Source organism: Pseudomonas sp. GW822-FHT06B12 (genome assembly GCF_058799675.1).
Genome location: NZ_JBXALR010000017.1, coordinates 49,435 through 60,996, shown reverse-complemented (window position 1 = coordinate 60,996; position 11,562 = coordinate 49,435). Strand labels below are relative to the sequence as shown.

The 11,562-nt window shown below is 59.0% G+C and carries 10 protein-coding genes; 5 read left to right on the top strand and 5 right to left on the bottom strand.

What is annotated here, in order from left to right; translation table 11 throughout:
* Positions 1–17: 17 nt before the first annotated feature.
* Together AC1RKH_RS26590 and AC1RKH_RS26585 are read right to left on the bottom strand one after the other, a co-directional pair.
* Positions 18–1,736, bottom strand: coding sequence for a ShlB/FhaC/HecB family hemolysin secretion/activation protein (locus AC1RKH_RS26590; protein WP_493064295.1), 1,719 nt, complete (start codon positions 1,734–1,736; stop codon positions 18–20).
* 228 nt (positions 1,737–1,964) lie between these two features.
* A complete protein-coding gene (locus AC1RKH_RS26585; RefSeq protein WP_123427900.1) occupies positions 1,965–3,311 on the bottom strand; it encodes a DEAD/DEAH box helicase in 1,347 nt (448 codons plus the stop codon).
* A 193-nt stretch (positions 3,312–3,504) separates the two neighbouring features.
* Here AC1RKH_RS26585 and AC1RKH_RS26580 point away from each other — a divergent pair, with 193 nt between their 5' ends.
* Complete coding sequence (locus AC1RKH_RS26580; RefSeq protein WP_493064294.1) at positions 3,505–4,803, top strand: mechanosensitive ion channel family protein; 1,299 nt, start codon at positions 3,505–3,507, stop codon at positions 4,801–4,803.
* A gap of 107 nt (positions 4,804–4,910) precedes the next feature.
* Here AC1RKH_RS26580 and AC1RKH_RS26575 read toward each other — a convergent pair whose 3' ends face one another.
* From AC1RKH_RS26575 to AC1RKH_RS26565, 3 genes are all read right to left on the bottom strand, one after another.
* Entirely contained in the window at positions 4,911–5,777 is an 867-nt protein-coding gene (locus AC1RKH_RS26575) for a carboxylate/amino acid/amine transporter (protein WP_493064293.1), read from the bottom strand.
* Between the two features lie 343 nt (positions 5,778–6,120).
* Complete coding sequence (locus tag AC1RKH_RS26570) at positions 6,121–6,720, bottom strand: FMN-dependent NADH-azoreductase (RefSeq protein WP_493064292.1); 600 nt, start codon at positions 6,718–6,720, stop codon at positions 6,121–6,123.
* Between the two features lie 148 nt (positions 6,721–6,868).
* On the bottom strand, positions 6,869–7,183 hold the full coding sequence (locus AC1RKH_RS26565; protein ID WP_493064291.1) for a 3-phosphoglycerate kinase: 315 nt from the start codon (positions 7,181–7,183) through the stop codon (positions 6,869–6,871).
* A gap of 49 nt (positions 7,184–7,232) precedes the next feature.
* Here AC1RKH_RS26565 and AC1RKH_RS26560 point away from each other — a divergent pair, with 49 nt between their 5' ends.
* The 4 genes from AC1RKH_RS26560 (at position 7,233) to AC1RKH_RS26545 (ending at position 11,462) form a co-directional block, all read left to right on the top strand.
* Positions 7,233–8,156, top strand: a complete 924-nt coding sequence (locus AC1RKH_RS26560) for a PA3225 family LysR-type transcriptional regulator (protein ID WP_123427910.1) — start codon at positions 7,233–7,235, stop codon at positions 8,154–8,156.
* Positions 8,157–8,170: 14 nt separating this feature from the next.
* Positions 8,171–8,974 (top strand): alpha/beta fold hydrolase, encoded by an 804-nt coding sequence (locus AC1RKH_RS26555; protein WP_493064290.1) that lies wholly within the window; start codon positions 8,171–8,173, stop codon positions 8,972–8,974.
* A gap of 3 nt (positions 8,975–8,977) precedes the next feature.
* The gene (locus AC1RKH_RS26550; protein WP_123427914.1) at positions 8,978–9,541 is read left to right on the top strand and encodes a peptidylprolyl isomerase; all 564 of its coding nucleotides are present in this window, start codon (positions 8,978–8,980) and stop codon (positions 9,539–9,541) included.
* A gap of 88 nt (positions 9,542–9,629) precedes the next feature.
* The gene (locus tag AC1RKH_RS26545) at positions 9,630–11,462 is read left to right on the top strand and encodes an ABC transporter ATP-binding protein (protein WP_493064289.1); all 1,833 of its coding nucleotides are present in this window, start codon (positions 9,630–9,632) and stop codon (positions 11,460–11,462) included.
* The last annotated feature ends 100 nt before the right edge of the window (positions 11,463–11,562 follow it).

The window sequence follows — 11,562 nt, the reverse complement described above, 5'->3', positions numbered from 1 at the left end:
CTCGATAGAGCGATAAATTAGAGGGAGAAATCCACGCGGAAATAGATCGGTGCTTCGCGCTCGGTCAACGCATCCGGCCGCTCCAGGGAGTGGGCGAAGGTCACGCTGGCAGACACGTGCTGACCACGAGCGAACAGTTCGATCGAGTCGCTCGACATCCGCCCATGTTGCTCGCCGTTGTAGCGGCCATGACTGATCACACCCTGGTCGTAGCCCAGGCTGGTGCCATATTCAGCGAACACCGGACGCAACCATTCCCAGTTCACCGGGCGGCTCCAGCGCAGGTCGTTGCGCCAGTAGCCGCCGCTGTCACCGGACAGTGACTGGTCCTTGTAACCACGGATCGACGACAACCCGCCAAGGCTGGTGCGCTGCGGGCTGAACAGCACGTCCTCGCTACGCTGGCCGGTCATCAAACTGCTGAAGCTCAACGACTCGCCCCAGAGTTTGAACGGCTGCAAGTAGCTCAGGGTGCCGGTGTATTTGCGGTACCGCGCATCCGGCTCGCCCGGGCCCGGGTGACCATTGCTCTGGGCATCAAAAGCGCCGATCCCTTTCTGCATGCCGAGATCGAGGTTGACGAAGGCTGAGCCGACGCGCCGCCCGTGGTTGATCCCGAACTGTGCTTCGCTCAGATGGTTACTGCTCAGGGCCAGCTTGCTGCCTTCGATGAAGTTGTTGCTGCGCAAGTGGGACACGCCGGTGCTCAAGGACGTCTTGCTCACGGCATCGCGATAGATCACTCGCTCGGCCTTGAACTGGTGAGTCTGGCTGTCGCCGGTCTGCTTGAAGTCGTAACCATTGGCGGCAATCAGCGAGCGGTAATCACTGTGACTGTAGCTGTAGTTGAAGTTCCACCAGCCCCACGGCAGGTTGTAATCGAGCATGGCGTTGCTGGAGGTGTGGTTATGATCGCTCACCGCATCGTGACCACCGCGCAACGCCAACTGGTCCGCCAGCCCCAGCGGATTGTCCCAGTCAAAGGTCGTGCCCCACTGCTGCTCGCCGGTGCTGCGCTGACCTTCGTTATTGCGCGACAAGCCAGCGCGCCAAGGCTTTTGCGGGGTGTTCTTGACCAGGACTTCGCTGCCACCCACTGCTTTGCCGGGAGCCAGTTCCATCTGCGCCTGATTGGAGGGCAAGCGGTTCAACTGATCGACCAGTTGCTCGATCTCCCGCAGGTTGACCAAGTCACCGGTCTTGCCAGGGAAAGCCATGGACAATTCACGGTCCGACAGCTTGCTGCCGTCTGCGCCTTTGATGCCTTCGAGCTTGCCCTCGACCACCAGCACCTTCAAATGACCGGCAGACAAATCCTGCTGCGGCAAGTAGGCACGACTGGTCACCAGACCTTTCTCGAGGTAGTAATCGGTGATGACTTTTAGCAGCTCGTTGAGCTGAGTGACGCCCAGGCACTGGCCGATGTAAGGCTTGAGCAAACGCTCGCGCTCACTGGCCGAGAGGCTATCGGCACCTTTGAGTTCGATGTCTTTGATCGGGAAGCAGCGGGTATCGGCTGGAGCTGCCGGAGCCGTTGGTTTGACGACCTTACCGGGCAATTCCTTGAGTTCTTCCAGACGTCGGCGCTGCTCTTCGAGCAGGCGATCCTGACGCTCGCGGATCAGGTCGGTTTCACCAGGGGTGGGTGCGGCGTGGGCAAGGTTTACGCTGGTGAAACACAGCAATAGACACGGCAAAGCCGCACACAACCTCTTCCCGAGGGGGTGCAGGTACATGTTCGATCCCTCGAGACGACAAGTGATATCAATATGATGGCGCAATGTTAAGTTGCCATCATTCTGACGTCAATAAGCTTGTTACAAATTTGTTGCAGAGTGTGTCGTGATTGACACGTACGAGGCTCCTGACGGCGCTGACGTCAGGCTCGATCTCAAGATCGCCATGGGCTGAAAATGAAAAAACCCGGACAGAGTCCGGGTTTTTTGGTGAATCGCCGTGGCGCGTTATTCAGCGGCCGGCGCTTCTGGCTTGCGGCGCTTGAGCGGTGCCATGCCGTCCTTGCTGACCAGCGACAGGGCGTCGGTCTTCGGGCGGTTGGCGATCTTGCGCTTAGTCGGTGCCTTGGCGCCGGTTTTCTTCTTGTCGCCCTTGGCGTCGACCTTTTTCTTCTTCACGCCAACGGCTTTGCCCGAGGCCTTGACCTTTTTCGGTCCGCCGTAGGTGCCTTTGACTTCCTTGATGGTGCGGCGCTCGAAGCTCTGCTTGAGGTAGCGCTCGATGCTCGACATCAGGTTCCAGTCGCCGTGGCAGATCAGCGAGATGGCCAGGCCATCGTTGCCGGCACGACCGGTACGACCTATGCGGTGAACGTATTCGTCGCCGCTGCGTGGCATGTCGAAGTTGATCACCAGGTCCAGGCCTTCCACGTCCAGGCCGCGAGCGGCAACGTCGGTGGCGACGAGGATCTTCACCCCGCCCTGCTTCAGGCGGTCGATCGCCAGTTTGCGATCCTTCTGGTCTTTCTCGCCGTGCAGGACGAATGCCTTGTATTCCTGCGCCACCAGACGGCCGTAGATACGGTCAGCCATGGCACGGGTGTTGGTGAAGACGATGGCCTTCTGGTAGGTCTCGTTGGCCAGCAGCCAGTTAACGATCTGTTCTTTGTGCTGGTTGTGGTCAGCAGTGATGATTTGCTGACGGGTGGTGTCGTTCAACTGGCTGACGGCATTGAGCTGCAAGTGCTCAGGGTTGTTCAGGACTTTGGCGATCATCTCGCGCAGGCCCGAACCGCCGGTAGTGGCAGAGAACAGCATGGTCTGCTGACGGTTGGTGCACTCTTCGACCAGACGCTGCACGTCTTCGGCAAAGCCCATGTCGAGCATGCGGTCGGCTTCGTCGAGCACCAGCACTTCAACTTCTTTCAAGTCGAGGTTGCCGGCGTTCAGTTGCTCGATCATCCGGCCCGGCGTACCGATCAGGATGTCCGGGACCTTGCGCAGCATGGCTGCCTGGACCTTGAAGTCTTCACCGCCGGTGATCAGGCCGGACTTGATGAAGGTGAACTGCGCGAAGCGTTCAACTTCCTTGATGGTCTGCTGGGCCAGCTCGCGGGTCGGCAGCAGGATCAGGGTTTTGATGCTGACGCGGACTTTGGCCGGGCCGATCAAACGGTTGAGGATCGGCAATACGAATGCAGCGGTTTTGCCGCTACCGGTTTGCGCAGTCACCCGCAGGTCACGCCCTTGGAGCGCGAGCGGGATAGCCGCTGCTTGCACAGGCGTTGGCTCGACAAATTTAAGCTCGGCCACGGCTTTGAGCAGGCGTTCGTGCAGGGCGAATTGGGAAAACACGGGTGCTACCTCGAAGAAATACAAAAAATCAGCTGCATAGGGTAACGGTTTCGAGCGCGAAGGCCGAGTTTCTTTATGCAAACGGACGCAAACAATGGCTATTTTGTTAGCGGATTTGTCCCTGAACGTAACTCGATGCGTCTTAAATGCTCTAATCGCCCCGTCTCGTCCTATAGAAGAATCGTTTTAGCCCATGGATCTCAAACAGCTCTGGCTCAATACCCAAGACCTCTGGGGCGCTCTCGACCAGCACCCGCTCGTGCATTCCAGCCTGGCGCTGATGGTGCTGCTGGTGATCGCCTTGCTGCTCGGACGAGTGGCGCGTTATGTGGTGCTGCACGCCGTCAAACTGCTTGGCCGGCAACCGGCGATGCAGTGGTTCAACGACTTGTTCAACAATAAGGTGTTCCATCGCCTGGCGCAGATGACCCCGTCGCTGGTGATCCAGTTCGGTTTGAACCTGGTGCCGGAACTGAGCAAAACCATTCAAATTTTTCTCGGCAACGTCGCCCTGTCCTTCACCATTCTGTTCCTGGTACTGGCTCTGAGCGCCCTGCTAAACGCCTTGCTGGACATCTATGCACGCACCGAACACGCCCGCACCCGCTCGATCAAAGGCTACGTGCAGCTGGCGAAAATGGTGCTGTTCGTGTTCGGCGCGATCATCATCGTTGCGACCCTGATCGATCGTTCGCCGCTGTTGCTGCTCTCGGGTCTGGGTGCCATGTCGGCGGTGATTCTGTTGGTCTACAAGGACACCCTGCTGTCGTTCGTCGCCAGCGTACAGCTGACCAGCAACGACATGCTACGGGTCGGCGACTGGATCGAAATGCCGCAAGTCGGCGCCGACGGTGATGTGGTGGATATCACCCTGCATACGGTCAAGGTGCAGAATTTCGACAAGACCATCGTTTCGATCCCGACCTGGCGCTTGATGTCCGAATCGTTCAAGAACTGGCGCGGCATGCAACAGTCTGGTGGCCGACGGATCAAGCGCAGCCTGTTCATCGACGCCAGTGGCGTGCGCTTCATACACGACGACGAAGAGCAGAAATTGACGCAGGTACGCTTGCTCACCGACTACATCAGTCGCAAGCAGGCCGAACTCAAGAGCTGGAACGAGGCCCAGGGCAACGTCGCGGCGATGTCGGCCAACCGCCGGCGGATGACCAACATCGGGACCTTTCGCGCGTATGCGTTGGCGTACTTGAAGAGCCATCCGGAGATTCAGCCGAACATGACCTGCATGGTCCGCCAGATGCAGACCACCGCCCAAGGTATACCACTGGAAATTTATTGCTTCACCCGCACCACGGCGTGGGCCGATTACGAACGGATCCAAGGCGATATCTTCGATTACCTGCTGGCGGTGTTGCCGGAGTTTGGGCTGAGTTTGTATCAGCAGCCGAGCGGCGGAGACCTAAGGGCCGGCTTGCTCCCAGCGGTGCTCGGCGCAAGCCATATCCCCGAGCCGGAAAAGTGCTCGATGTAGCTACACATATCCCCTGTGGGAGCGAGCTTGCTCGCGATAGCGGTGTGACAGGCAACATTCATGTCGACTGACACTCAGCCATCGCGAGCAAGCTCGCTCCCACAGGTTTAGTGGGCGGCTACCCGCTTTTGTACACCCAAGCGACTAATCCACACCGCCGCCAGAATCACCAATCCACCGAACATCAGCCGCCCCAACGCTTCATGCTGATTCCAGATCAGTAAGTTGATCAGCAACCCCACCGGCACATGCAGATTGTTCATCACCGCCAGCGTTCCGCCATTCACCAGGCAGGCGCCCTTGTTCCACCAGTACAGGCCCAACGCGGTGGACACCAATCCGAGGAACACCAGCACGCCCCATTGCAGCGGCGCTTCTGGCAGGAAGTTCTGTTTGCCGAACAGCAGAAACGCCGGCAAGGCGACCGCCAGCGCGCCGAGGTAGAAGTAACCAAAGCGTCGATAATGCGGCAGGTCGCTCGGATGGCGCGCCACCAGATGTTTGTACAGCACCTGGCCTGCGGCGTAGGTGAAGTTGGCCAGTTGCAGCAGCAAAAAACCCATAAAGAAGTCCGGGTTGATCCGGTCATAGCGGATCACCGCCGCGCCGAGTACCGCAACCAGTGCCGCCACCAGTGCCCAGGGATTGAAGCGGCGGTTCAGCGCATCTTCGATCAAAGTCACGTGCAACGGCGTGAGGATGGTGAACAGCAAGACTTCCGGCACTGTCAGCACCCGGAAGCTCAGGTACAGGCAGACGTAGGTCACGCCGAACTGCAACGCGCCGATCAACAGCATCCCGCGCATGAACGCCGGTTCCACCTGACGCCAGCGGGTCAACGGGATAAACACCAGCCCCGCCAGCAACACCCGCACCAGTACCGCGAAATAGCTGTCGACATGCCCGGCCAGGTATTCGCCGATCAAACTGAAGGAAAACGCCTGAATCAGCGTGACAAAAAGTAGATAGCCCATGCTCGCCTCGTTTCGAATGGCGGCGACGATAGCGGGTTTGGCTATTCACTGCGAATCATCAGACAACACACCAAAACCTGTGGGAGCGAGCCTGCTCGCGATAGCGGTGTGTCATTCAACAATGATGTCGACTGACACTCCGTCTTCGCGAGCAAGCCCGCTCCCACAGGTTCATGCCCGGCCACAAAATCGCAGACAAAAAAAAGCCCGATCTCGCTAAAGCGTTCAATCGGGCTAGAGCACTCATGAGCAACAAGTGCAAAGGGAGGTTCGATGCGCGAACCGGCTTGAAGGGGGTTCGGGAGCTACTTAACCATCAGGTGATTATCTGGCGATTAACGGCTCAGGCAACCTGTGCAAGCTTGGCGTTGGCGTGGTTCAGGCCCTTCTCGTGGAAGTCGCCGCCCAGGTTCATGCCTTCGGCGTGAATGAAAGTGACGTCGTGGATACCGATGAACGCCATGACCTGACGCAGGTACGGTTCCTGATGGTCCGACGTACTACCGGTGTGGATCCCGCCGCGAGCCGTCAGGACAAACGCCCTTTTATCGTTGAGCAGGCCCTGAGGACCGGTGGCGGTGTACTTGAATGTCACACCGGCACGCAGCACATGGTCAAGCCAGGCTTTGAGCGTGCTTGGGATCGCGAAGTTGTACATCGGAGCGGCCATCACCAGCACGTCGGCGGCCAGCAGCTCGTCAGTCAGTTCGTTGGAACGCTCCAGTGACGCCTGCTCGATTTCATTGCGTTGCTCGGCAGGTTTCATCCAGCCGCCCAGCAGGTTGGCGTCCAGGTGTGGAACCGGATGGGTCGCCAGGTCGCGAACGGTGATCTGGTCCGTCGGGTGCGCAGCTTTCCATTGGCTGATGAAGGTTTGGGTCAGCTGACGTGATACCGAGTCTTGCTGGCGGGCACTGCTTTCGATGATCAGAACGCGGGACATGGGATGTAGCCTCCATCGGTGAATGCTGTAAGTCGATGGAGTGGAGATTAAACAGAGTCGTATCGATGAAAAAGCACAAATAACTGCTATAAACCATCAATAAATTCGTTTATAAGCGGAGCGTATCTGCCCCGCTGGTGCAACGACCCTATTTGGGTTTGCAGGTCAGGGTGATGTACAGCTTGATAATTTCGCGGTTGAACCTGGCCGAGAGGTCGGCGCTTTTCCCAGCCTCCAGGCTCACGCGGCGAGTACGCGGTGTTTCCGGGCCATTGCGGAATGCCACCGTGCATTCGGCGGCTTTACCGCTGTAGTTGTTCAGTTTAATGGCGCCCATATCGCGAGCGGTGTCATAGGTGGTGTAGTCGATTTTCAGGCCGTTGAGTTCTTTTTGTACATCGATGGGGTAGGCAAACGCAGTCAGCGGCAGCATCGCCAGCACCACACAACAGATTTTTTTCATTCGGCAGCCTCCAATGGAAGCTGCCAGCTTAGGACAAGAGGAGCTCATCATGAAAGCGCCCCGCGTGACCCTTGATCAATGGCGAACACTCCAGGCCGTGGTCGACCACGGTGGTTTCGCCCAGGCCGCCGAAGCGCTGCACCGCTCGCAGTCGTCCGTCAGCTACACCGTAGCGCGCATGCAGGACCAGCTCGGCGTGCCGCTGTTGCGCATCGACGGCCGTAAAGCAGTGCTGACCGAAGCTGGTGGCGTGCTGCTGCGCCGCTCGCGGCAACTGGTCAAACAGGCCAGTCAGCTTGAAGATCTGGCGCACCACATGGAGCAAGGCTGGGAGGCGGAAGTGCGGCTGGTGGTCGACGCCGCTTACCCGAGCGCCCGCCTCGTCCGCGCCTTGACCGCGTTCATGCCGCAAAGCCGCGGCTGCCGGGTGCGTCTGCGCGAAGAAGTATTGTCCGGGGTCGAGGAAGTCTTGCTCGAAGGCGTAGCCGACCTGGCCATCACCGGTCTCAGCATTCCCGGTTACCTTGGCGCGGAATTGAGTGATGTAGAATTCGTGGCCGTGGCCCACCCCGAACACCCGCTGCATCGTCTGAACCGCGAACTGAATTTCCAGGATCTGGAAACCCAGATGCAAGTGGTGATCCGCGACTCCGGTCGGCAGCAGCCACGGGACGTCGGCTGGCTCGGCGCTGAACAGCGCTGGACCGTCGGCAGCCTTGCCACCGCCGCGACCTTTGTCAGCAGCGGCCTGGGTTTCGCCTGGTTGCCCCGGCACATGATTGAACGGGAACTGAAGGAAGGTACGCTCAAGCTGCTACCGTTGGACCAGGGCGGCAGTCGAAACCCGAGCTTCTATCTGTATTCGAACAAGGACAAACCCTTGGGCCCGGCGACGCAGATCCTCATCGAACTGCTGCGCACCTTCGACACCGCGCCGCTGGATGCGCCTTTCGCTGCACCAGAACAAGCCTGACAAGGAGTTGCGCCATGGCCTATTTCGAACACGAAGGTTGCACCTTGCACTACGAGGAATATGGCCACGGCACACCCCTGCTGCTGGTTCACGGGCTGGGCTCGAGTACGCTGGACTGGGAAAAACAGGTCCCGGAGCTCTCGACCCGTTACCGGGTGATCGTCCCGGACGTACGCGGCCACGGTCGCTCCGACAAGCCCCGCGAGCGCTACAGCATTGCCGGCTTCAGCGCCGACCTGGTCGCGCTGATCGAACACCTGAACCTTGGCCCGGCGCATCTGGTCGGGTTGTCCATGGGCGGGATGATCGGTTTTCAGCTGGCGGTGGATCAGCCATCGCTGCTTAAAAGCCTGTGCATCGTCAACAGCGCACCCGAGGTCAAAGTCCGCACGACGGATGATTACTGGCAATGGTTCAAGCGCTGGAGCCTGATGCGCATCCTCAGTCTGCGCACCATCGGCACGGCCCTGGGCGGCAAGCTGTTTCCCAAACCCGAACAGGCAGACCTGCGGCAAAAGATGGCCGAGCGCTGGGCAAAAAACGACAAACGTGCTTATCTCGCCAGCTTCAATGCCATCGTTGGTTGGGGAGTTCAGGAACGACTGGCGAAAGTCACCTGTCCAACCCTGATCGTCAGCGCCGACCGCGACTACACACCGGTGGCGCTGAAAGAAGCCTATGTAAAACTGCTGCCCGATGCGCGGCTGGTGGTGATCGAAGACTCACGCCACGCAACGCCATTGGACCAGCCGCAACGTTTCAACCAAACCCTGCTTGAATTTCTAACCGCAGTCGACACCACTACCCAGGATCATTGACCCATGCTGAAAAAAATCGCCCTTGTCGCAGGCTCCGTTCTGTTCGCCGCCAACCTGATGGCCGCAGACGCTGCCAAGGCTCCGCACGTCTTGCTCGACACCACCAACGGCCAGATCGAAATCGAACTGGACCCGGTCAAGGCACCGATCAGCACCAAAAACTTTCTCGCCTATGTCGACAGCGGTTTCTACACCAACACCATTTTCCACCGTGTGATTCCAGGGTTCATGGTCCAGGGCGGTGGTTTCACCCCGCAGATGGCGCAAAAAGACACCAAGGCACCGATCAAGAACGAAGCCAGCAACGGCCTGCATAACGTGCGAGGCACGCTGTCCATGGCGCGCACCTCCGATCCGGATTCGGCCACCAGCCAGTTCTTCATCAACGTCAAGGACAACGACTTCCTCGACCCGGGTCGCGATGCCGGTTACGCGGTGTTCGCCAAAGTCGTGAAAGGCATGGACGTCGTCGACGTCATCGTCAACTCGCAAACCACCACCAAACAGGGCATGCAGAATGTGCCCATCGACCCGGTGCTGATCAAGTCGGCCAAGCGCATCGACTAAACTGCACAAGGAGTCCTGAGCGGCAACGGTATTATCACCGAGCCGCTCACATCGAAAAAAGGAGAGCCCGTACGCGGGCGTTTATCTGATGCTTTATCGTCGTTTCGAAAAACTGATCGATATTTTCCGTGACGCCCCGACGGCGGCTCCGCCGAGCCGGGTTCTCCCCTTCTATACCTATTATTTGCGCCAGGTCTGGCCGAGTTTTGCCGCGCTGTTGGTCGTCGGTTTGATCGGCGCGCTGATCGAAGTGGCGTTATTCAGTTACCTGAGTCGAATCATCGATTTGGCCCAAGGCACACCCAATGCAGACTTTTTTAAAATCCACGGCGTCGAGCTGGCCTGGATGGCGGTGGTCGCACTGATTCTGCGACCGATATTCGTCGGCTTGCATGACCTGCTGGTGCATCAGACCCTGAGCCCCGGCATGACCAGCATGATTCGCTGGCAAAACCACAGTTACGTGCTCAAACAGAGCCTGAATTTTTTCCAGAACGACTTCGCCGGGCGTATCGCCCAACGGATCATGCAAACCGGCAACTCCCTGCGTGACTCGGCGGTGCAGGCCGTTGACGCGTTGTGGCACGTGCTGATCTACGCGATCAGCTCGCTGGTGCTGTTCGCTGAAGCCGACTGGCGCTTGATGATCCCGCTGTTGACCTGGATCGCCTGCTACATCGGCGCGCTGTGCTACTTCGTGCCACGGGTGAAAGAACGCTCGGTGGTGTCCTCTGATGCGCGCTCGAAACTCATGGGCCGGATCGTCGACGGCTACACCAACATCACCACGCTGAAACTCTTCGCCCACACCAACTTCGAACAGCAATACGCCCGCGAAGCCATCGCAGAGCAGACTGAAAAATCCCAACTGGCCGGCCGCGTCGTCACCAGCATGGACGTGGTCATCACCAGCATGAACGGCCTGCTGATCGTCTGCACTACGGGCCTGGCGCTGTGGCTGTGGACCCAGTCGCTGATCTCGGTCGGCGCGATTGCCCTGGCCACCGGTCTGGCGATCCGCATCGTCAACATGTCGGGCTGGATCATGTGGGTGGTCAACGGCATCTTTGAAAACATCGGCATGGTGCAAGACGGCCTGCAAACCATCGCCCAACCGATCAGCGTCACCGACCGCGAACCGGCACCGCGCCTGGAAGTGGCCCGTGGCGAAGTGCGTTTCGAGCACGTGGCGTTTCACTACGGCAAGAAAAGCGGCATCATCGGCGACCTCAACCTGACCATCAAACCCGGTGAAAAAATTGGCTTGATCGGCCCTTCAGGCGCAGGCAAATCGACCCTGGTGAACCTGCTGCTACGCCTCTACGACTTGCAGAGCGGGCAGATTCTGGTCGACGGCCAGAACATTGCCAACGTAGCCCAGGAAAGCTTGCGCGAACGGATCGGGATGATCACCCAGGACACCTCGCTGCTGCACCGTTCAATCCGCGAGAATCTGCTTTACGGCAAACCCGACGCCACCGACGAAGAACTCTGGGAGGCGGTCCGCAAGGCCCGCGCCGACGAATTCATCCCGTTGCTGTCGGACGCTGAAGGGCGCACTGGCTTCGATGCTCACGTCGGTGAGCGTGGGGTGAAACTCTCCGGTGGTCAGCGCCAACGGATTGCCATCGCCCGGGTGCTGCTCAAGGACGCGCCGATCCTGATCATGGACGAAGCCACCTCGGCGCTGGACTCGGAAGTCGAAGCGGCGATTCAGGAAAGCCTGGAAACCCTGATGCAGGGCAAAACCGTGATCGCCATCGCTCACCGGCTTTCGACCATCGCACGGATGGATCGCCTGGTAGTGCTGGAAAAAGGCCGGATCGCCGAAAGCGGCAGCCACACCGAACTGCTGGCCCACGGCGGGTTGTATGCGCGGTTGTGGCAGCACCAGACCGGTGGGTTTGTCGGGATCGACTGAGTGTCGAGATCAACGCAGATCCTGTGGGAGCGAGCTTGCTCGCGAAGAACGATGACGCGGTGTATCTGATTTACCTCAGCGCCTGCATCGCGAGCAAGCT

Excerpts from the sequence above, each read along its gene's own strand:
- AC1RKH_RS26590 (WP_493064295.1), bottom strand. The coding sequence starts at position 1,736 with ATGTACCTGCACCCCCTCGGGAAGAGGTTGTGTGCGGCTTTGCCGTGT.
- AC1RKH_RS26580 (WP_493064294.1), top strand. The coding sequence starts at position 3,505 with ATGGATCTCAAACAGCTCTGGCTCAATACCCAAGACCTCTGGGGCGCT.
- AC1RKH_RS26575 (WP_493064293.1), bottom strand. The coding sequence starts at position 5,777 with ATGGGCTATCTACTTTTTGTCACGCTGATTCAGGCGTTTTCCTTCAGT.
- AC1RKH_RS26570 (WP_493064292.1), bottom strand. The coding sequence starts at position 6,720 with ATGTCCCGCGTTCTGATCATCGAAAGCAGTGCCCGCCAGCAAGACTCG.
- AC1RKH_RS26565 (WP_493064291.1), bottom strand. The coding sequence starts at position 7,183 with ATGAAAAAAATCTGTTGTGTGGTGCTGGCGATGCTGCCGCTGACTGCG.
- AC1RKH_RS26560 (WP_123427910.1), top strand. The coding sequence starts at position 7,233 with ATGAAAGCGCCCCGCGTGACCCTTGATCAATGGCGAACACTCCAGGCC.
- AC1RKH_RS26555 (WP_493064290.1), top strand. The coding sequence starts at position 8,171 with ATGGCCTATTTCGAACACGAAGGTTGCACCTTGCACTACGAGGAATAT.
- AC1RKH_RS26550 (WP_123427914.1), top strand. The coding sequence starts at position 8,978 with ATGCTGAAAAAAATCGCCCTTGTCGCAGGCTCCGTTCTGTTCGCCGCC.
- AC1RKH_RS26545 (WP_493064289.1), top strand. The coding sequence starts at position 9,630 with ATGCTTTATCGTCGTTTCGAAAAACTGATCGATATTTTCCGTGACGCC.